The sequence below is a fragment of the Butyrivibrio sp. AD3002 genome, from assembly GCF_000420905.1.
GTDB lineage: Bacteria > Bacillota > Clostridia > Lachnospirales > Lachnospiraceae > Butyrivibrio.
In genome coordinates this window covers 106020-127440 of record NZ_ATVV01000001.1, presented here as the reverse complement: position 1 = coordinate 127440, position 21421 = coordinate 106020, and the positions used below count along the sequence as shown (strand labels likewise).

At 41.0% G+C, this 21421-nt stretch carries 18 protein-coding genes; 1 reads left to right on the top strand and 17 read right to left on the bottom strand.

The genetic code is table 11. The annotated features are described in order from the left end of the window. Positions 1-5: 5 nt before the first annotated feature. The 16 genes from G596_RS0100520 to G596_RS0100445 all read right to left on the bottom strand — a co-directional run bounded on the left by G596_RS0100520 (position 6) and on the right by G596_RS0100445 (position 18947). Positions 6-365, bottom strand: coding sequence for a biotin/lipoyl-containing protein (locus tag G596_RS0100520; RefSeq protein ID WP_022759868.1), 360 nt, complete (start codon positions 363-365; stop codon positions 6-8). 26 nt (positions 366-391) lie between these two features. Continuing rightward, positions 392-1228: an OadG family protein gene (locus G596_RS23325; protein WP_022759867.1), complete on the bottom strand. Its 837-nt coding sequence runs from the start codon at positions 1226-1228 to the stop codon at positions 392-394. A 13-nt stretch (positions 1229-1241) separates the two neighbouring features. Then, positions 1242-2672 (bottom strand): acyl-CoA carboxylase subunit beta, encoded by a 1431-nt coding sequence (locus G596_RS0100510; protein ID WP_022759866.1) that lies wholly within the window; start codon positions 2670-2672, stop codon positions 1242-1244. A 165-nt stretch (positions 2673-2837) separates the two neighbouring features. Then, entirely contained in the window at positions 2838-3407 is a 570-nt protein-coding gene (scpB, locus tag G596_RS0100505) for an SMC-Scp complex subunit ScpB (protein WP_022759865.1), read from the bottom strand. Between the two features lie 7 nt (positions 3408-3414). Next, positions 3415-4164: a segregation and condensation protein A gene (locus G596_RS0100500; protein WP_022759864.1), complete on the bottom strand. Its 750-nt coding sequence runs from the start codon at positions 4162-4164 to the stop codon at positions 3415-3417. Between the two features lie 17 nt (positions 4165-4181). After that, entirely contained in the window at positions 4182-4982 is an 801-nt protein-coding gene (locus G596_RS0100495; RefSeq protein WP_196805169.1) for a metallophosphoesterase, read from the bottom strand. Between the two features lie 150 nt (positions 4983-5132). Beyond that, positions 5133-5309, bottom strand: coding sequence for a 30S ribosomal protein S21 (gene rpsU, locus G596_RS0100490; RefSeq protein WP_022755619.1), 177 nt, complete (start codon positions 5307-5309; stop codon positions 5133-5135). 146 nt (positions 5310-5455) lie between these two features. Beyond that, positions 5456-8110 (bottom strand): alanine--tRNA ligase, encoded by a 2655-nt coding sequence (alaS, locus tag G596_RS0100485; protein ID WP_022759862.1) that lies wholly within the window; start codon positions 8108-8110, stop codon positions 5456-5458. Positions 8111-8124: 14 nt separating this feature from the next. Beyond that, positions 8125-9534, bottom strand: coding sequence for a glycine--tRNA ligase (locus G596_RS0100480; protein WP_022759861.1), 1410 nt, complete (start codon positions 9532-9534; stop codon positions 8125-8127). A gap of 60 nt (positions 9535-9594) precedes the next feature. Next, on the bottom strand, positions 9595-10209 hold the full coding sequence (locus tag G596_RS0100475) for a hypothetical protein (protein ID WP_022759860.1): 615 nt from the start codon (positions 10207-10209) through the stop codon (positions 9595-9597). Positions 10210-10340: 131 nt separating this feature from the next. Beyond that, positions 10341-10991: a DNA repair protein RecO gene (recO, locus tag G596_RS0100470; protein WP_022759859.1), complete on the bottom strand. Its 651-nt coding sequence runs from the start codon at positions 10989-10991 to the stop codon at positions 10341-10343. Further along, positions 10991-12073 carry a GTPase Era gene (gene era / locus G596_RS25440; RefSeq protein WP_022759858.1) on the bottom strand — a complete coding sequence of 361 codons (1083 nt, stop codon included), beginning with the start codon at positions 12071-12073 and terminating at the stop codon, positions 10991-10993. Before era ends, recO begins: the two co-directional genes overlap by 1 nt. Further along, positions 12051-14999, bottom strand: coding sequence for an insulinase family protein (locus G596_RS0100460; protein WP_022759857.1), 2949 nt, complete (start codon positions 14997-14999; stop codon positions 12051-12053). The genes era and G596_RS0100460 overlap by 23 nt, the downstream gene beginning before the upstream one ends. Before the next feature lie 16 nt (positions 15000-15015). Continuing rightward, positions 15016-16662: a hypothetical protein gene (locus tag G596_RS0100455; protein WP_022759856.1), complete on the bottom strand. Its 1647-nt coding sequence runs from the start codon at positions 16660-16662 to the stop codon at positions 15016-15018. 118 nt (positions 16663-16780) lie between these two features. Continuing rightward, positions 16781-17521 carry a YebC/PmpR family DNA-binding transcriptional regulator gene (locus G596_RS0100450; protein ID WP_022759855.1) on the bottom strand — a complete coding sequence of 247 codons (741 nt, stop codon included), beginning with the start codon at positions 17519-17521 and terminating at the stop codon, positions 16781-16783. Positions 17522-17540: 19 nt separating this feature from the next. Then, the gene (locus G596_RS0100445; RefSeq protein WP_022759854.1) at positions 17541-18947 is read right to left on the bottom strand and encodes a hemolysin family protein; all 1407 of its coding nucleotides are present in this window, start codon (positions 18945-18947) and stop codon (positions 17541-17543) included. A 300-nt stretch (positions 18948-19247) separates the two neighbouring features. Between G596_RS0100445 and G596_RS23320 the strand changes: the two genes are divergently transcribed. Next, a complete protein-coding gene (locus G596_RS23320; RefSeq protein ID WP_196805168.1) occupies positions 19248-20051 on the top strand; it encodes a hypothetical protein in 804 nt (267 codons plus the stop codon). 158 nt (positions 20052-20209) lie between these two features. On the opposite strand, the gene alr is transcribed toward G596_RS23320, so the two are convergent. Then, the gene (gene alr, locus G596_RS0100435; RefSeq protein WP_022759852.1) at positions 20210-21415 is read right to left on the bottom strand and encodes an alanine racemase; all 1206 of its coding nucleotides are present in this window, start codon (positions 21413-21415) and stop codon (positions 20210-20212) included. Between the last annotated feature and the right edge of the window lie 6 nt (positions 21416-21421).

The window sequence follows — 21421 nt, the reverse complement described above, 5'->3', positions numbered from 1 at the left end:
TAAAATTAGTTCATTGTTGCAACAACGCCGCCGGCCTCAACTGCATCGCCTACTGCAACGTCGATACTTGCGATAGTTCCATCCTGAGGAGCTACCATAGGAATCTCCATCTTCATAGATTCCATAACAACAACAGCATCACCCTTCTTAACAGCCTGGCCTACAGATGCCTCAATCTTAAGAACCTTACCTGCTGCACCGGCAGTTACCTTAACGCCGCCTGCGCCAGCGCTTGCCTTCTTTGCAGGTGCTGCGGGAGCCTTGGGAGCTGCTACGGGAGCTGCTGCAGGAGCAGCACCGCCTGCGCCTTCTTCTACGGTTACATCATATACGTTTCCGTTAACGGTAATTGTATAATTTTTCATTATCTATATCCTCCTAAATATTAGCCTTAAGCCTTTTTCCAATTACTTGCCTTGCCGACTTTACGAACAGATCTCACAACAAATCCGTCTCCGCCTGCACTGCTACTGCCTTCATATGCAGCAATTGCAGCAGAAATAACTGCTATAAGCTCTGCATCATCTGAAAGCTCTTCTTTTTCAGCAATCTGAGATGTCACATTATCCATTGACTTCTGAGCTATTTCTTTAGCGCTCTCGGGCTTCTTCTCAGTAATCTTGTTAATAAGCGGGAAAGCTGAAATAACAAGAGCAATGATAATAAGTACGGTGAATGCCATACCCATTCCGAGAAGAGTATTAAGTCCGGCACTTCTAAGCTTCTCTCCGAGTGTATGATTTACATTTACAGAGATAAGTGTCGGTACGCCCTTTCTGTCAAGGCTGTACTCAAGGACTGCAGTATGAGCATTGCTTCCTGTTCCCTGTATGGTAGCGTCTACCATAAGTTCACCATCTTTATTGACATAATATGTAAGGTCCTTAACACTTATGTCTTCAGCAATAGTCTCTTTGCTCTGGAAGCCAAGCTCATCAATGGCATCATACCAGTTTTTATATCCGGCATAGAAAACATCATAAGTAGACTCATCAAAGCTGTCCTCTAATTGCTCTTCAAAATTTTCAGGTGTAATACCCTGTAAATACATGGTCTCAAAATAAGAATCTTCAATAGTCTGTGCGTACTGCATCAAACCATCTTTTGAAAATACATTCTCGTCATACCTGCTACCGGCAACTGTATTATATTGAATACTATTACCACAGGCTGCAAGAGACAGCATGCAGATCAGCGTAACACCTAAAGCTAAAATCTTATGCTTCACTGTCCGCTCCTCCTTATACTGTAGTGTGCTTCCTTACAGGGCGTTCTTCACGCTTGCTGTAAAGCATTTCGAAAGCTCCTATTACGTATTTTCTTGTATCTGCAGCATTGATAATTGTATCAACATATCCTCTTGCTGCAGCACTTTCAACATTATTCTGGAGTTTCTCATATGCAGCAGCTGTGTCTGCAACTGTGCTTGAATCCTTGCCGTCAGCAATGATCTTAGCTGCATGCTCAGCGTTCATGGTACCGATCTCGGCATCAGGCCAAGCAAATGTCATATCAGCACCAACTGCCTTAGAGTTCATGATTACATAAGCGCTTCCGAAAGCCTTACCTGTTACTACGTTTACTTTCGGAACTGTAGCTGCGGCAAGAGCAGCCACAAGCTTAGCAGCAGCCTTAGCTACATGTCTCTCATCACACTTTGTTGCACCGAATCCATTTACATTTGTAAGAGAAAGAACCGGAATCTCAAAAGCATCACAGAAGCTTACAAGGTCAGCAGCCTTATCACAAGCATGAGCAGTAAGAACATTATCAAACTTCTCAGCTACTTCACCCTTTTCATCGTAGAGTTCGCTTCTGTTACCGATAACGCCAACAGTAGCGCCATTGAGCTTGATGAATCCTGTAACCATCTCTTTAGCAAAATCTCTCTTTGTCTCAAAGAAGATTCCGTTATCGGAAATCTGTCTGAACATAAGAGCAGGATCATTAACAGAACCTTCAAGGTTCTCACATGCGCGGTTAAGATCATCTGCGCACTCATCAAAATTCTCTGTGTCTTCATTATTGGAAGGAAGAATTGAAACGAGTTCTCTAATCTGAGCATAAAGTGTCTGTTCGTCACCTATTACATCAACGTTTCCTACTTCACTGCCCTGCCATGCAGCTGCTGAAGTATCACACTTCTCCTTGCTGTTACCTTCAAGTACATTGGGAGAATTAACAAAGAGCTTTCCACTCTTTTCTTCCATAAATGTGAAATCTGTCATTGTGGGGAAAAGTGCAAGACCGCCACCGCATGATCCAAGAATAGCTGTGATCTGCGGAACCACTCCTGAAGCGCTAACCTGTCTGCGATAGATCTCGCCGAATGCATTAAGCGCATCAGTTGCCTCCTGAAGACGAAGACCTGCAGAATCAATAAGGCCGATTACAGGTGCTCCCATCTTAAGAGCCATATCATAGAGACCAGCTATTTTCTTAGCATGCATCTCTCCTACAGAGCCACCAAGAACTGATGCATCCTGAGCATATACGTATACAAGCTTACCGCCGATAACGCCATAGCCGGTTACTACACCATCAGAGGGTGTCTCTGTCTGCTTCAGATTGAAATCTGTGCTTCTGGCCTTAACCTGAGCGCCGATTTCAACGAAACTGTTTTCATCAAGCAGAGAAAAGATTCTCTGGCTTGCCTGAGAAGAACTACTCATTTCTTCACCTCCGTAATTTATTATTAAGTGTATAAAACCACAACTTAAGTCATGTTAAAGTATAACACAAAATAAGGGCATGGAGAATACTCCATACCCTTATTTTCTGCGCTTTTTATACATTTTTTATCAGCGGGCAAAAATTGCAAATTAAACCTGCCATTTTTAGATATCAAGCTTGACACTGATTTCCTGTTCAGCCTCCTGTTTGAACTCCTCAACTCTAACCGCATCAAGAGAAGGAAGTTCCTCCAGAGACTTAACACCAAAGCTTCTAAGAAACTGCTCGGTTGTGCCAAAAAGCAGCGGCCTTCCCGGTGCATCAAGTCTTCCAAGTTCCTGAACAAGATTGAATTCAACAAGACGATTCACAGCATGATCGCTGTTTACGCCTCTTATTCTTTCCACATCAAGTCTTGTAATAGGCTGTTTGTACGCTATTATTGAAAGCGTTTCCATAAGTGCATCCGTAAGTGTTATCTTCTTAGGTGTTTTAGCCACCTTTATCAGATACTCATACATCTCACTTTTCGTACAAAGCTGAATAGAATCTTCAAGTTCAATAAGGCCTATTCCGCTGTCGCTCTTTTCATATTTTTCTTTCAGATAGCTTATTTCATCCCTTACATCCTTAAGGTCCTGATCAGTAGCATTGCATATAGATGCTACGCTTACTGAATCTCCCATTGTAAAAAGGATTGCTTCGATAGCTGCCGCTCCCTCTTCTCTTGTCATCTCATCCTCACTTTGCTCTATTGGAAGTAATCATAATATCGCCGAAAGTCTCATCCTGCTCAATCTGAATGTCCCCGACTTTCATAGCTTCCAAAATAACCAGAAATGTAACAATAATCTCAACCTTGCTTCCCTGCTTTTCAAGAAGCTGCTTAAAACTGAATCTGTCATGTTCTCTGATATAAGCCTTCACATACAGTGTCTTCTGATCAAGATCAACCGATTCCTTTTCAATCTTTCCGAATTTACTTCTTATCGGATCGACTTTATCCTCCTGTCTCCTAAGAAGGGCCTGGAAAATTTCGTTAAGCTTCGAAAGATTCGCATCTCCCAAAAGTGCATCATAATCTATAGGCTCTTCATAAGACATTACTTCATCCGGAACATTCTTTTTGCGATACATATGAGTATCAGCATCCATCTGGCGGTCTCTGAGTTCATCCGCCATATATTTATACATCTTGTATTCCAAAAGCTTTTCAACAAGTTCAGCTCTGGGATCTTCCTCTTCTCCCTCTTCGTTTACTTCCTTAGGAAGAAGCATTTTGCATTTTATATCCACAAGAGTTGCTGCCATTACCAAAAACTCGCTGGTAACTTCCATGTCATCCTTCTGCATGGCTCTAATGTAATCCATATATTGCTCAGTGATCACAGCAATCGGAATATCATAAATATCTATTTTATTTTTATCTATAAGGTGAAGAAGCAGATCCAGAGGCCCCTCAAAAACCTGCAGTTTAACTTCAAGCGCCATTATTATTCCTCGTGTGTTTAGTTTTTGTCTGAGATAAGATGTATCACGCACAATTCCCCGGGATTATTGAATCTCACTCTTATGGAATGAGTTGAAAGTCCTCTGCTGAGAATCATCTTTGAGCCTTCAATCTCATAGAGACCGCCATCATATTTCGGAAATGGAACCAGTGCGGGAGATATTACGCCTCCAAGCAACGGAAGTCGAATAATTCCGCCATGAACATGTCCTGATACGGTAAGATCAGCTCCCCATGCCTTATATCTGTCAAAATATATAGGATTATGAGCTATTAAAAGCTGAAATCTTTCTGCGCAGGGTACACCGAAGAAATCCTCAATGTATCCATCAGGCAACTCGCGTCTGATAAACTTTCTGAAAAATTCACGCCCAATCTCGAGTCCATGAATCTCCATATTGTAGTCTTCAAGATACGTCCCCTGATTTCGCAGCACAACACATCCTGCATCTCTGATTTTTTTATCATATTTATCATACGCCTGCTTCCTGTCGCCTCCGAGAATATCCATTTTATTCTCATGATTACCATTTGCGGCATACACAGGGTATCTTGAGCACAACTGCGATATGAAGTCAGCTATCTCATCGTATCGCTCTTTCCCCAGTTCCTGATAAGCAGTCAGCATATCACCTGCAAGAAGAATTACGTCAGGAGATATATCATCTATAGCTTGTATCAGTCTGCTGTTTCCTTCCCCAAAACTATTCTCATGAAGATCCGAAAGCAGGCAGAAAACACCATCTTTTTTTAGTTTGTCCGAATGTATCTCATAGTTTCTTATAACAAAGTTATTCATATCATGATGAATAACCAATACTATAAGAATTATTATCAAAATAGCGGCTACTACCAAGAAAATATGCATATCTTATCCCATTTTTTATCTCATAGTTTTTCTATGAAATAAAAATAGTCCTTGATTTATAAAACCAAGGACCTGTTTTTATTAATTATATTTACGTTTTCTAGCTGCTTCAGACTTTTTCTTACGCTTTACGCTTGGCTTCTCGTAATGTTCTCTTTTACGAATCTCCTGCTGGATGCCAGCCTTGGCACAGCTTCTCTTGAAGCGACGAAGCGCGCTGTCTAAAGTTTCATTTTCTTTTACAATAACTGTTGACATTCTTTACTCTCACCCTCCCTTCAGACCCTTCCTTAACGGGTGACCAGGGTTATTTGTTATGTCTCTAGGCTTTCACCCACATAACATCTATAGATTATACCATATATTTCCACACCGTCAAGCAAAAATTTTAAAGGTTTATATTTTTATTTTATTTGTGACTCCAAAGCCTTTGCTGCTTCAGCAATAGCATCAGGAATGCCGGCAGGATTCTTACCGCCTGCCTGAGCCATGTTGGGACGACCACCGCCGCCGCCACCGACTTTACCTGCAATAGCTTTTACCAGATTACCTGCATGAGCACCGGATGCGATAGCACCGTCAGTAGCCATGGCCATAAGATTAACTTTACCATCATTCTCCGAAACAAGAACAACTACGCCCTCACCGAGCTTAGCTTTAAGCTGATCACCAAGATCTCTAAGGCCGTTCATATCAACGCCCTTAACGCTCTGAGCGATAAGCTTAACGCCTTTGACATCTAAAACGCTGTCCATAACATCACCGAGAGCTGCCTGAGCTTCCTTACTCTTTAAGGACTCATTCTCGCTCCTAAGAGCCTTGAGCTCTTCCTGGAGTTTCTTGATATGCTCAACGATATCAGAAGGATTTGTCTTAAGAGCCTTTGCAGCCTCTCCAAGATTTGTCTCTACATTTTTATAATATGCTCTTGCATTGTTTCCTGTAAGAGCCTCAATACGGCGAACACCTGCAGCCACACCGCTCTCTGAAAGGATCTTGAATACTCCGATGTGACTTGTGTTTGCAACATGAGTACCGCCGCAAAGCTCGATTGAGAAGTCTCCCATATTAACGACTCTTACTGTCTCGCCGTATTTCTCACCAAAAAGAGCCATTGCTCCGGTCTTCTTAGCTTCTTCAATAGACATTTCCTTAGTAACAACAGGAAGTGCTTCTAAAATCTTAGCATTAACAATCTCTTCAACCTTCTGAATCTCCTCAGCAGTCATAGCCTGATGATAACTAAAGTCAAATCTGGTCTTATCGGGATCCTGATATGAACCTGCCTGCTCTACGCCATCTCCAAGAACTTCCTGCAGTGCCTTCTGAAGAAGGTGTGTAGCTGAGTGGTTACGGCATGTCTTAGCACGATTCTCAGCATCAACATTAAGAGTAACCTTATCTGAAGTCTTGAAGTTTCCGCTTACAACCTTACCGACATGAGCTGTTCTTCCGCCTGAAACCTTAATAGCTTCAGAAACAACAAACTTAGAGCCCTCGGAACCAACGATTTCACCGATATCGCCTACCTGGCCACCCATTGTGCCATAGAAAGTAGTTTTATCTGTGATGATTGTTCCCTGCTCACCTTCCTTAAGCTCATCTGTAAGAGCCTCTGCATCTGCCATTGCAACAACAGTGCCCTCGCAGTTAATCGCGTCATAGCCAAGGAACTCTGTGTTTACAGATTCATCAAGGCTGTCAAATACTCCGGCGCCTGTGGTGAGGTTGGCTGAGAAATTCTGGTTCTCCCTTGCCTTCTGCTTCTGTTCTTCCATCGAAGCCTTGAAGCCCTCCTCATCAACACTAAAGCCTTCTTCTTCTGCAAGCTCAATTGTAAGCTCAACAGGGAAACCGAATGTATCATAAAGGAAGAATGTATCCTTACCTTCAATCTGTTTCTTACCGTCTGAAGAAGTCTTATCAAGAATCTTTTTGAACTCCTTCATTCCATTTTCAAGTGTAGACTCAAAACGGACTATTTCTCTTTCGAGCTCAGTAAGTACAAACTTCTGATTTTTGTTAAGATGCTCATAGCTCTCTTTGTACTCATCAATGTAAATCTTAGCAACGCCAAGTATCTGATCCTTGTTTAGGCCAAGTGTTCTCGCATGTCTTACGGCACGACGGATAAGTCTTCTGAGAATATATCCGGCACCTGTATTAGAGGGAAGAAGCTTAGCCTCGTCACCGATCAGCATAACGGCTGTACGTGTGTGATCAGCAAGAATACGCATTGATTTTGTGGTCTTGTCATCTGCTTCGTACTTTATTCCGCTTTCTTTCTCAATATATGCAATAACCGGTGCATGAAGATCAATCTTATAGACATCATCTACGCCATTAAGGAAAGCAAGAATACGCTCAAGACCCCAGCCTGTATCAACGTTCTTCTGAGAAAGAGGTGTAAGATTGCCATCATGATGCTTCTCATACTGCATAAATACATCGTTGCCGATCTCGGTATACTTACCGCAATGGCATCCGGGGCCGCAATCAGGGCCACAATCCGGGATATCCTTCACATAGAACATCTCACTGTCAGGACCACAGGGGCCATATTCAAGTCCCCACCAGTTATCCTCGGCAGGAAGATAAAATATGTTTTCGGGCTTAAAGCCGGATTCTATACGATATTTTGCGCCTTCTTCATCTCTTGGTGCGTTTTCGTCACCTGCAAAAACAGTAGCTGCAAGATGATCTGCGTCAAATCCGAAAAGCTCTGTCAATAGCTCAAAGCTCCACTGGCAACGTTCTTTCTTGAAATAATCCCCAAGAGACCAGCTTCCCATCATCTCAAAAAATGTTCCGTGGCTCTTATCTCCGACTGAATCTATATCATTTGTACGAACACATCCCTGAACATTGCAAAGTCTTGTTCCCATAGGATGCTTCTTACCAAGAAGATACGGCATAAGCGGCTGCATACCTGCAACGTTGAACATAACACCGGTTGAACCGTCTGATACCAGTGATACTGCGCCACAATCCACATGGCCTCTGTCTATATAGAACTGCTTCCACGCTTTACGCAGTTCATTAGCTGTAAACTGTTTCATAATTAAAACTCCTCTTAAAATTCAAACTTATCAGCGAAGAATGCCTCAAGCTCGTCGATAGCGATTCTCTCCTGTTCCATGCTGTCACGGAAGCGAACCGTAACCTTTCCGTCTGTCTCTGAATCAAAGTCATACGTTACGCAGAAAGGAGTACCGATTTCATCCTGTCTTCTATATCTCTTACCGATATTACCTCTGTCATCGAACTCACAGTTATACTTCTTTGAAAGAGTTGCATAAATCTTCTCTGCGCCCTCGTTAAGCTTCTTTGAAAGAGGGAGAACACCAATCTTAATAGGTGCAAGTGCAGGATGGAAACGAAGTACTGTACGCATATCAGGTGCCTCTTCGGTACCAAGATTCTCCTCATCATATGCTTCACAAAGGAATGCAAGAACTACACGGTCAGCACCGAGTGAAGGCTCAACAACGTAAGGAATATATTTTTCCTTAGTCTCATCGTCAAAGTACTCCATAGGCTCGCCGGAAGTCTCCTGATGCCTTGTAAGGTCGTAGTCAGTTCTGGAAGCGATACCCCAGAGCTCACCCCACTCTGTGAAGGGGAATGCATACTCAATATCAGTTGTATGATCACTGTAGAATGAAAGTTCTTCAGGATCATGATCACGAAGGCGGAGATTCTCTTCGTTTATGCCAAGAGAAAGAAGCCATTCATAGCAGAATTTTCTCCAGTATGTGAACCACTCAGTCTGTGTTCCGGGTTTGCAGAAGAACTCAAGCTCCATCTGCTCAAACTCTCTTGTACGGAATGTAAAGTTTCCGGGAGTTATCTCATTTCGGAAGCTCTTACCGATCTGGCAGATACCGAAAGGAAGCTTTTTACGTGAAGTTCTCTGTACGTTCTTGAAATTAACAAAGATACCCTGCGCTGTCTCAGGTCTGAGATATACAGTGTCCTTTGCGTCCTCGGTAACACCCTGGAAGGTCTTGAACATCAGGTTGAATTCTCTGATTCCTGTAAAGTTGTGTTTACCACAGGAAGGACAAGGAACATTGTGATCATTTATAAATTTCTCCATCTCTTCATGAGACCAACCATCGACTGAAGACTCAAGAGTGATTCCATTCTCAGCCGCAAAATCCTCAATAATCTTATCTGCGCGGAATCTCTCATGACATTCCTTACAATCCATAAGCGGATCTGAAAAGCTTCCAAGATGTCCTGATGCAACCCATGTCTGAGGATTCATAAGAATTGCACAGTCAACGCCGACATTGTACGGGCACTCCTGAACAAACTTCTGCCACCAAGCCTTTTTTACATTATTCTTAAACTCAACACCGAGATTTCCGTAATCCCATGTGTTGGCAAGACCGCCGTAAATCTCACTTCCGGGATAGATAAAGCCTCTCCCCTTCGCAAGAGCAATTATTTTGTCCATTGTCTTCTCTCTAGCTTTCATAATACAAAACCTCTTTCCGAGCATTACGCCCAAGTATTTTTAAGAGCAAATGCTCATTTTTTACTTACTCAAAACTATACAAGCCATACTGTCATCCGCAATTTCAGATAAATCCGCGAGGTAATTATCAATTATCTTCACTCCCCTGGAGACATATTTTATCTTATACGGAGCTGCTACAATATTCTTCATAGCCGTAACTACAATATGTTCATCCGACAGATCTGACGCTTTGTCACTCTCTATCGGATTACCGTCTGCATCAACAAGCAAACCGGTTTCGATATGGCCGTTCAATTTTGCATCTGCAACAGTCTCATAAATGAGTTTCTCACTGTTAAAATCCGAAAAATTATCGGAATTGCCAAAACTCATGACCATCTTTATTTTCCCGGACTCTGCATCAACATACTTAAGTTCTGCAGTGCCTTCACCGTTCTTCACAACAAAAGCATTGACTTCATTCTCAGTCATTTCTCGCAGTTCATCAACGCTGTAGTAGCTCTCGGAAAAATCCTCAATCATAGTACTTACTACAGATCCATCCTTATTCACCTGAACAGATGACTTATCAAGCTTTGACACATCACTTTTTTTGCCACATCCGGAAAAAGCAAAAAGTATAACAGTCGTAAGCGATAAAATAAGGATTTTTCTACACATCACTTTATTCACTTATTTTTCCCCTTATAAATATGAAACTTTGTAGGCGCACGATATATGTGCGCATACTTTTTAGATTATATACCGCATTTTCTTGTTTTTCAATTTCTATAATTAATTCTTTTCATGAAGCCTGTTCGTATTTATGTAATCATATTTATCATTTCAAGACTGTTTAGTTTTCTGTCTATAAATCGCTTCCTGTAAATATCGCATATATGCTCAAGTTCATGCAATACCTCATCGGTTACAGCAAAAGAAAACAGCTTCTCAACGTTCGTATTCCTAATGTACTCCAGAGTATATGCAGTTGATTGCACATAATCTCTGTCTGTGGGTATTCCGGGGAACTCTCCGTTAACTACCAGCGCCTTTATTTCATAGACACATTTGACGAGTCTGTTATCAAGTTTATCTGATTCAAGCGCACGAAGAGACTGATATAGAAGTTTTAATACCTCTCGCTCGTCATTATTCTCTCTTGTGTAATAATCCGCCAGCTCCATGAAATACATACCATAAAGAGAAGCATTAAAATCCTGTCTGAAGTATTCAAAATAGTTTCTGATATTTGCTTCCTGTATGTTGTATGAGGTTCGCCCTTCATATAACTTAAATTCGCCAAAGGAAAAAGGTTCAACCTCGCCCGAAAGTGGATTTCCCAGACGTCTTGAACCTTTTGCAAAAGCAGAAATCTTACCACGTTCGGAAGTTAAAATTGTTACCACCCAGTCGTATTCTCCGACAGGCGACCTCTTAATAATAATTCCGTTCACAGTGGTTAATTCTACCATTATTTCTTTGAATCCTTATAACCAAAATTTTTCATCTGTACTGTATCGTTTCTCCAGTCCTTCCTCACCTTTACAAATAACTGAAGATTAACTCTGCAGCCCACCATCTTCTCGATATCGGTTCTTGCCTGAGAACCGATTTTTTTCAGCATAGAACCGCCTTTGCCAATAATTATTCCTTTGTGAGAATCACGCTCACAAATGATGGAGGCTTCTATATCCATGATTTCTGTTTCATTTGACACATCGGCAGCATCAGTTTCTCCGCCCTTTAATGCCGCTAACATAGCTTCGAGATCAGGCGCACCATCCGCAGTGTCCTGTACATTCTCGGCAGCTTTATTCTTCTTTGGCGGATGCACATGCTTTGACTTCTTCTTTTTTAATGGAGATGCAGCTTTTCTTGTCTTCATAGTCACGACAGTTACCGCTATGCCATGAGGAACTTCATCCGATAGAAGTCTAAGTGCTTTTTCTCTAATAATTTCTCCTACAATATCTCTTTCTGACTGATCCGTAAGTGTCTCCTCATCATAGAAAGGATCTCCGTAGGGAAGTCTGTCAAAAATCGTCTGCATAAGCTCCTCAAGATTATCGCTCTTTAAAGCTGAGACGGTAATTATATCCGCATAATCCATCTCCTTTTTATAAGCATCGATAAAACTTTGAAGCTCATTAGCAGATACAGTATCAATCTTGTTAATAACAAGGATAACCTGTTTACTGCACTCCCTGAGCTGATCAATTATCATATGCTCCCCTGCACCGATAAAAGTACTCGGTTCCACAAGCCACAAAATAAGATCAACTTCTTCTATAGTCTTGGTCGCGACCTTGACCATATATTCCCCAAGCTTATTCTTGGATTCATGAATACCGGGAGTATCAAGAAAAACTATCTGTCCGCGGTCATCAGTATAAACCGTCTGAATCCTTCCTCTTGTTGTCTGAGGCTTATGCGAAGTTATGGCTATCTTCTGTCCTATGAGATGATTCATAAGTGTAGACTTTCCAACATTCGGTCTTCCTATAAGAGTTACATAGCCACACTTCATACAATTATTCATTTGATTTTCCTGCATAAATAAGCTGCTCCACTTTCCCGAATAAATCCTTATTCTGCATAAGCTTATTGCCGTCACCTACTACACATAAGCAGTCATCAGCCACAAAGGCATCGATATATGCTGCAAGTTTTCTTATTTTTTCCTGATCGGTAGCAAGAAGCGCATCTCTGTCCTTCTGAATATCTTCATAATCAGCATTACACATATAAGCAGTAAGACCATAGGCTCCCTTTGTCGCAGGGGTCTTGGGCGTATCAAGATCACTTATTGCTCCGATTACAAACTGTGTAATTGTTCTCTCATCAGCTTCGAAATTTTTAAGATAATCGGAAGCCTTTTTGAAAACATCTATACTTCTTGAAAGATGCGGATCTCTGTAGGTTACAAAATAAGAATCTCCGTTCTTGGCAAAACCGCTCATACAGCCGTATGCACCGCCAAGAACTCTGATATTTTTCCAAAGATAATCATAACCGAGCATAACCTTAAGTACGCGCAGCGAACCGTCATATTTCAGGCCCTTGGATGCGAAATTACCGCCAAGACAAACGTATTGAACCTGTCCTGCTGTCTGAAATGCTTCGTTCTTCTTTTCACACGTAATCTCAAATCCTTTTGTGCTAATCTCTTCGGAGTGTAGTCCTTTTGCAAAATCTTCCACCTTCTGTTCAAGTCCGGCATATTCTTTCTCACTTGCCGTATAATCAACCAGAAGATTCTCCGGTCGGAAGATAATCTTACATAGCTCAAGCATTTTTGAAATGAAGTTATCTGCCGCCTTACCATCCTCCAGTATGCTCTCTCTGACTTCTTCCATGAATCTGTATCCACCGATTCCTGATACCATGTCGGAAATCATAGCCGGTTTTGACACGTAAGAAAGAGCTCTTAACGCAGCGCTGTGATGGCCCGCCCCTGAAAGGTCTGAACGCGCTCTGCTGCATGCTTCATCAAGAATTTCAAGAATTCTCTTTTTATTATCAAACTTCGTCTTTAATATAATCTCATTTACCAGCGCAAAGGCTTTATCAAGCTGCGGGTAAAGAGCTTTTGCTGTTATTTCAAAAGTAGTCTTAAACTCAGAAACGTTCTGTGCATCAGTATATGTGCTTATGGAAGCATTTATTCCGCCTGTCTGAAGATTAATCTCATTATACAGATCCGTGTAACTGTAATTCTCTGTATCCATAAGACCGAGTAATGTCTTCAGCATTGGTGCATAAGGAAGAAGCTCATTCGGAACTTTTCCCATATCAAAAACAAAATTCAGATATCCTATACCATTTGTAAACACATCATGGAACAGTATCTTCTGATCGCCAACTTTTCTTAATTCGTTAAAATATTTATCAGCTTCTTTACGTATATCCTCTCTGGTAAGAAGCGGAATTTTAGCAAGATCTTCAGGACTGTCGGGTTCTTCCTGGTAAGCTTTAAGCTCTGCTGTATCCTTTACAATTTTTTTGATTTCTTCAGCGCTCAAACTATCGCGATACTCTTTAAGCTTATTTTTAAGTGCTTCCTCTTTTTCTTCTGTAAGTCCTCTTTTAGGTTCCATGGTAAGAACTGTGCTGTGCGTATTGTTTAAGAGGTATTCTTCAGCAAGTTTTTCAAAATAACCTGTATCCACTTCTTTTTTCAAAAGTGCAAAGGTATTGTTTGCTTCAATATTTATCCAGGGCTTTGAGTCATCATAAAGCCAGCTGTCAAGTACCTGCAGACCATATAGAAGTCCTTTTGGAAATCTTCCGAAATCAGCTTCTCTGTATTTGAACTCATCGGCATTGATGCCTGCAAGAAGAGCTTTTTTATCAATACCGTTTTTTACCTGCTCTTTTATAACCTGTTCGATAGTTGAAACAAATTCTTCTTTCTGCTCAGGATTAGCATTTTTCGCAACAATAGAGAATACGGGTTGAATTATACCATTATCGTATTCACTGAAAACTTCGCTTCCTATACCTTTGTCGATAAGTGCTTTTTTAACTGGAGCTCCGGGAGCAGAACACAGCGCATAATCAAGTACATCGAAAGCCACATAGAACTTTGGATCGAGACTGCTTCCAACAGAAAAATTAAGCGAAAGATATGTATTATCTTCCAGAGAATCTTCCTTCAATATCGGATAAAAATCCCTTATGTCCTTTCTCGCATCAAAAGGCTTCTGCAATTTAATCTCGGAATCAACCTCAAGACTGTCAAATGCAGACAAATAGTTTTCGTCAATATATTTAAGTTTTTCAGCCATATCCATGTTCCCGTATAAATAGATATAACTATTTGAAGGATGATAATACTTTCTGTGAAAATCAAGATAATCCTCATATGTAAGATTATAGATTTCATCAGGATCTCCCCCTGATTCAATGCCATAGGTGGTGTCAGGGAAAAGTGATTTCCTTATAACCCTGGCAACCACTTCATCTGCTGATGAGAAGGCACCCTTCATCTCATTATAAACAACACCGTTAATTCCAAGTTCATCATCGGCACTGTTCATCTCATAGTGCCAACCCTCCTGCATAAATATCTTGCTTGTTTTATATATGTTCGGATAAAAAACGGCATCAAGATATACATGCATAAGATTCTGGAAATCGGCATCGTTACAACTTGCAATCGGATAAACTGTCTTATCCGGATATGTCATAGCATTCAAAAAAGTGTTGAGCGAACCCTTGACCAGTTCTACAAAAGGATCCTTTATTGGGAATTCTTTGGAGCCGCACAAAACAGTGTGCTCAATTATATGAGCAACACCTGTGGAATCCTTGGGCGGAGTTCTGAAACCGATATAGAAAACCTTGTTATCGTCATCGTTTGATAACAGTGCAACCCTCGCCCCCGTCTTTTTATGACGAAGAATGAAGCTGTCTGAATTTAGATCCTCTATTCTTCTATGCTCTAATACTTCGTAAGTACTAAGTTCTTCAACTTTCATAAATTATCCTCACAAATTAAATATCAAAATCATCGTCCGGTGCGATGTTAAGGTCGAAATCATCTTTTCTTTCAGCAGAAGGCTCTTCAGTAGATGCTTCTACAGATTCATTTGCCGGTTCTTCTACAGAATCTTCTTCAATTTCAGTCAGAGGCTGCGAAACATTTTCTTCTGTTTTTGAAGCCATCTTATCTGCGGCGACCGCAGTTCCAACCGAAAGAATTCCGATAGCTGCCATTTCAGGGCGATTCATATTGAAGTGCGGAGCGATATCTTCTTCATCCTCTTCTCCAACCGGTAAAACCATCCCCTCAGGAACATATCTGGGAGTCTTCTCTTTGCTGTCATTCATTTTTTCAATATTTTCTATGGTCTCCGGCTCTTCCGTCTTCTCCGTCTTCTCCGTCTTCTCGACAGGCTCAAATTCCCTTACATGTATGATAGCAGAAATCCCGCATGATATCATGATAACCACGAAAGCAACGATCATAACCTCACTGTTTGCTATCGTATCACCAAGGAATACCGAGCAAACAATCCCCAGTACCGAAAGCATGAGTAATGGACAAATTTTTGTATCTCGCTTTATAAGATATAAAACAGCCGGTATCAGAGCGAGTGCAAGGAGTCCAAAAGCAAGATAAGTATTATATGCAGAGCTCTTTACCATAAGAAGCCATGCATTTTCATTATAGCCGAAAAATCTCCAAGTCCAGTGAAAATAAGTATCGGGTATATTATCATATCCGCCCTCCAGAATAAGCATTCCTCCAAAAGAAAGCACTCCGGAAACCAAAAGAATAATTTCATTCAGACAAATATTGAAAGTCTCGCAGTACATATCAGAAAGCACCCATGCCGCTACAAGGAATACTAGAATGGCAGCACTGGACGCCTCCAGATAGATCATGAGACCAAAAAATGCTCCGAGCAGGATACTAAAAATCTTATAGTACCACCTATTGCAGGAGTTCTTTGTAAAGCCTTTCACATAAAATACAGTGAGCATCAAAAGCAAGAAAAATGTCATGCCTATAAGATGCATAGAATCAATGGTTTTCAGAGAATACCCAAAAGTCGGAATAGCAACAACAGCAGCTGCTCCAAGGAAAGCCGGGATCAATCCAAGAGCCTTTCTCAAGCTTATATATAAAAATATAACCATAAAGATTCTCAGGACTAAATTGAGCATATACGCGGAATTGAGAGAATTTCCCAAAAATCCCATAAACACCTTAAGACAACCAACATACGCTCTGTCAGCCATTCCACCAGATAATGTCTCCTGCCCTGACGCTGCTACAACAGCACTGTTATACAGATTCATATTACCCGTATAATCATTTATCAATGCCGATGTATATCCAAATATAATTATTCCGGCAATAATTATTGCCAATGGAAGAAATATTTCGAGCCACAAAGGCTTTTTATATTCACTTATAGCGGTCGATGAAATTACCTTCGAAACTGCAAGATTTGCAAGAAATCCAATTAGAGCAGACGCTGCCAAACACGCAATAATAAAGCCGCCTGCCACATAATATCTGCCATAATATGGAAAAAGCCCCGAAACAAAGCCGGTAACTCCTATGGCAAACAACATTCCCACAAAATAAATTACCCAGACACAAATCCCCATCCATGTCTTTTCCAGCTTCATCTCAAGGCCTCCCCATGTTTTATTTTCCCCTCATCCGGCACTTCGTGCCACCTTCTCCCCTAGGAGAAGGCAGGGATAATTTTTCCCACTTCGTCATTTAAAGTAGGGTTATTTCAAATCATTCAGCTGCGCTGTCGTCCCAGTTGTGATAAACTGCCTGAACATCATCATCCTCTTCAAGAATATCAAGAATTCTCTGGATGCACTTGATGTTGTTCTCGTCAGTAACCTCAACATAGTTCTGAGGAATCATTGTAATCTCTGCGGAAGCAGACACAATCTTTTCCTTATCAAGAGCCTCTACAACTCCCTGGAAAGCTTCGGGTGTTGTAAGAATCTCGTAGCTGTCATCTTCCTCATTAAAATCATCAGCCCCTGCATCAAGGACAAGCATCATAAGGTCGTCTGACTCCATAGAGCACTCTTCCTTATCGATAAGGATCTGACCTTTTTTATCGAACATGTAAGATACACATCCGGGTGTACCTACATTACCGTTGCCCTTTGAAAATGCAGCTCTTACATTTGCAGCTGTACGATTGATATTATCTGTAAGTGTATCAACGATGATTGCTGTGCCGCCCGGGCCATAGCCTTCATATGTAAGTGTCTGATAGTTAACACTTCCGTCAGCTCCTGCAGCCTTCTTAATTCCACGCTCAATAGTGTCATTAGGCATGTTGTTTGCCTTTGCCTTAGCAATAACCTGTGCAAGCTTGAAATTGTTTGACGGATCTGGACCGCCTTCCTTAACTGCTACGGCAATCTCACGTCCGATGACTGTAAAGATCTTACCTTTTGCAGCGTCGTTCTTCTCCTTTTTATGCTTAATATTAGCGAATTTTGAATGTCCTGACATTGTATCCTCCTAAAAGTCATTAATTTTCTTTATTTTCCTGATCGTCTTCGGCTTCCTCGGATTTTTCTTCTTTAATCCTCTTAACCAAAACGCTTTGGATCATGTGATTCTTAACCGAAAGAATTTTAAATGAATATCCTTCGATTTCCGCGGTAAAGTCCTCACCCTCCTCAGGGATTCTATCCAGTTTTGAGATAAGAAGCCCATTTACGGTTTCAAAATTGGCATCCTCAAATTCAATTCCAAACCTATCCTCAAGATCCTCGAGAGGAGTTTTGCCCTCAATTATAAATTCATCTTCATTGGATGTAGCCTCAATATAGTCTTCATCCTCGTCATATTCGTCCATTATATTACCGACTATTTCCTCGATAATATCCTCCATAGACACAAGCCCTGCGGTCTGACCATACTCGTCAATAACAATGACCATCTGCGTCTTGGACTTTTGCATGTCATGGAAAAGGCTGTCAATATTCCTGGTCTCAGGCACGTTTCTGGGAGACCTCAAAAGTCCTCTTGTTTTTCTTAAGGGTGTATCATCATCAGTGTGCTCCGAAAGCTTTTTCATCGCATCTCTAATGTGAAGAATTCCAATGATATGATCTATATTATCAAGATAAACAGGAAATCGGCTGTTATTCATATCAAGCATAAAGTTTACAGCTTCCTTCAGCGTGGTATTTCCATCTATACATACCATCGCTTTCCTGTTAGTCATAATATCCTGAGCCTGCTTATCTGAAAACTCAAAAATATTTGAGATCATATCAGCCTCGGAATCCTGAAGAACTCCCTGCTCCTGCCCCTCGGATACCATCGATTTTATTTCTTCCTCTGTTACATCATTATCATCAGCATCCCAATGAAAACCGAACAATCTAAGAATTCCCATCGCCGTAAGTCTTACAAGACCTGTGAACGGACTAAAGACGGTAATTATCATTGAAATGGCACCAACGCCGAAATACGCCCATTTCTCAGGATATCTGGCACCAAGTTTTCTCGGAATAAGAACACCTATCGTTAAGATGATGTACATCAGCAATACAAAGGCTATGCCGTATGAAATAATATTCAAAAGTGTGATATTACTAATATGACGGCTTAAGAGACCGTATGTGATACTGCTTAATTCTCTGATATAAATTACACCGAATATCATGTTTATAAGAAGAGTAAGCAGCTGTATCGTGTTTATATATCTCCCGGGAAACTCAAGTATTTGTTCGAGCTTCTTAGCTGTTTTCTTTTCTCTTTCACGTAAAGGACTTGGATTATCCTCATCCTTATCACCATTTTTATTTAGATCATCCGGTTTCAGATTCTCAATTGCTGCCCCAAAACCATAACAGAGCACATCCATGAGAATCATGACAATAAATATCAGTAAAAAAGCAGTGGCAGTAGGCCCACCATCGTCCATCTATTTTCATCTCCTTTGCTATCAAAATCGCAAAATGCGTCAAAATAAAATATAGCATTTTGCGTATTTACAGTCAAGAAAACGAGAATTTCTTACCCACTTGTCATCGTTTTTTCGTTAAAGTAAAATAAGCATATGATTTCAGCATTTTTTGAGTTCCTTACAAAAGGACTTATATGGATAATTAAAAATATTTTCGATATGATAGGTTTTTTCCTGCGCTTATTATTCTGGCTACTGCGACTGTTCTTACTTATACTGCCTGTTACAGGAATTGTTTACAGTCTTTTTTTTATTGCCTTGATAATAGAAGTTTTTGCAGGTGAAAACGTCCTGTCTTCTATACTTCCCATCAATTTTGATTCCACAAGCACGAAAAATCTTATCCTTGAAACGCTTCAGGGATATCTTACACTTCTGTCCCAGTACAGTGGAACTCTTATGTATTTTATACTGTTTTTGTTTCTGCTCATACTTGCGGTTCCGATATTTCTTGTATTTATCGGTGCAGGGACCTTTGTCTATGCGGGAAGAATTTTGCTCATCCCAGTACTGATAGATCTATTCGGATATCTTGTCGGAAGCGTAATTATAGGAAAATCGTCTTCTGATGTATTCAAAGCCAGATATCGCAGACTTTTCCCTTCAGTAGGACGAAAGCTTAACGAAAAGAGCTATGACAGATGGCTTCAAAGACACCACGATGAGTTTGAAAATGATACTTTCGGTCAGACAAAAAGACAGAAAGCTCTTGATGATTTTTATGAAGAGGACTACGAAGATGAATATGAGGATGATTACAGTAATGAATATGAAGAAGATTTTGAGGAATATGAAAATGGATCAGACCTCTATTATGAGGAAGACTTTGATGATACAGAATATGATGAAGAACCAATAAAAAGCCGCTTTTATAAACCATTTAAGCACAGCTCTGCTGCTGAGCACTTTGACTTCTTTGCCGGATGCACAACCCTTGATTCAGCAAATAAAAAATATAAATCTCTTGTAAAGCTCTATCACCCGGATAATATGGATGGTGATACTTCGGCTTTGCAAGAGATAAACCATCAATACAGCGAAGCAAAAAAAAGGCTGGGGTAACCCCTCATCCGTCAGCTTCGCTGACACCTGTCTTCGCTCCGCTTCGGTCCGCGCTGAACTGACGGTCTACGTTCCACTCCGGTCGTTGCTAAGCACTCGTCCCCCGGACGAGTAGCAACCCCGGACGTCGAGCGCCCCCAAGGGGAAGGCTTTTTTTATTAAATCTCAAAATCCTTTAATATTTTTCCATCTTTGACATAAAGTCTTGGAACGCGGTGATTTAAATCGCAGGTAAATTCATAGTTAAATCTTCCGCTGATCTCACCAAGCTCCTCGACAGTTATTCTAGCGGGTTCTCCTTCTCCGAAAGAGCTTTCGGCAGTGCCTATAAGGATAACCTCATCTCCCTCTTTTGCATTGGGAATACCGGATATATCCACCATAAACTGATCCATGCATACTCTTCCGAGAATTCTGGCTTTTTCACCATGAATAAGAACATATCCCTTGCCACCTGAAAGGCTTCTGGGATAACCATCACCATAACCTACCGGAATGGTCGCAATTCTCATTCTCCTATCGGACACAAATGTTCCGCCATAGCTCACGGGAGTGTTCTCCGGGATATCCTTTATGTATGATATATGGCTGTATAACGACATTACGGGCTTAATGTCTATCTTATTTCTGCTCACCTCTTCCGAAGGCCACATGCCGTACATGGTTACACCACACCTGACCATATCCATATGAGCTTCGGGCATATCGATTATGCTTGCACTATTTGAGCAATGCACTATCGGTATCTTGTATCCGTTATATTCTTCAACTTTTGAAACAAAATCACCGAACTCCTTAAGTCTTGTGTGGGCATCGGTAAGATCAGCCTCATCAGCTCTTGCAAAATGGGTAAAAATACCCTCAACCTCTATTCCGTCTGTAGCAAGAGCAGTTTTTACAAAGTTCTCGCCATCAGCATCAGGGCGAATTCCAATCCTGCTCATTCCACAGTCCACTGCAATATGCACATGAAAAACCTCTTTTCCGCCCTGAGCTCGTCTCTTTTTTACACGCTCTGACAAATGATTCAACATGTCATATCTGAAAACCGCAGGCCTTATATTCTCTCTGAGCATTCTCTCGTATGCATAAGGGAAAGTGTAGCCTAAAACAAGAATAGGCTTACTTACGCCTGCTTCTCTTAATTCAAAGGCTTCCTCTGCAGTTGCTGTTGCGAATCCCCATATATAAACATCATTTTGGAGCATCCTTGCGATCGGAACCGCACCAAATCCATAGCCGTCTGTCTTAACTACAGCCAGCATTTTTGTATTTCTCGGAAGCGAATTATACATACAATCCACATTGTGGGATATCGCATCCAAGTCTACCTTTGCATATACTCTTGAATATTCATCAAGCATTTCTCA

Excerpts from the sequence above, each read along its gene's own strand:
- G596_RS0100450 (WP_022759855.1), bottom strand. The coding sequence starts at position 17,521 with ATGTCAGGACATTCAAAATTCGCTAATATTAAGCATAAAAAGGAGAAG.
- G596_RS0100460 (WP_022759857.1), bottom strand. The coding sequence starts at position 14,999 with ATGAAAGTTGAAGAACTTAGTACTTACGAAGTATTAGAGCATAGAAGA.
- G596_RS0100445 (WP_022759854.1), bottom strand. The coding sequence starts at position 18,947 with ATGGACGATGGTGGGCCTACTGCCACTGCTTTTTTACTGATATTTATT.
- G596_RS0100510 (WP_022759866.1), bottom strand. The coding sequence starts at position 2,672 with ATGAGTAGTTCTTCTCAGGCAAGCCAGAGAATCTTTTCTCTGCTTGAT.
- scpB (WP_022759865.1), bottom strand. The coding sequence starts at position 3,407 with ATGACAAGAGAAGAGGGAGCGGCAGCTATCGAAGCAATCCTTTTTACA.
- G596_RS0100520 (WP_022759868.1), bottom strand. The coding sequence starts at position 365 with ATGAAAAATTATACAATTACCGTTAACGGAAACGTATATGATGTAACC.
- alr (WP_022759852.1), bottom strand. The coding sequence starts at position 21,415 with ATGCTTGATGAATATTCAAGAGTATATGCAAAGGTAGACTTGGATGCG.
- G596_RS0100480 (WP_022759861.1), bottom strand. The coding sequence starts at position 9,534 with ATGAAAGCTAGAGAGAAGACAATGGACAAAATAATTGCTCTTGCGAAG.
- era (WP_022759858.1), bottom strand. The coding sequence starts at position 12,073 with ATGCAGGAAAATCAAATGAATAATTGTATGAAGTGTGGCTATGTAACT.
- alaS (WP_022759862.1), bottom strand. The coding sequence starts at position 8,110 with ATGAAACAGTTTACAGCTAATGAACTGCGTAAAGCGTGGAAGCAGTTC.
- G596_RS0100455 (WP_022759856.1), bottom strand. The coding sequence starts at position 16,662 with ATGAAGCTGGAAAAGACATGGATGGGGATTTGTGTCTGGGTAATTTAT.
- G596_RS0100495 (WP_196805169.1), bottom strand. The coding sequence starts at position 4,982 with ATGAATAACTTTGTTATAAGAAACTATGAGATACATTCGGACAAACTA.
- recO (WP_022759859.1), bottom strand. The coding sequence starts at position 10,991 with ATGGTAGAATTAACCACTGTGAACGGAATTATTATTAAGAGGTCGCCT.
- rpsU (WP_022755619.1), bottom strand. The coding sequence starts at position 5,309 with ATGTCAACAGTTATTGTAAAAGAAAATGAAACTTTAGACAGCGCGCTT.
- G596_RS0100500 (WP_022759864.1), bottom strand. The coding sequence starts at position 4,164 with ATGGCGCTTGAAGTTAAACTGCAGGTTTTTGAGGGGCCTCTGGATCTG.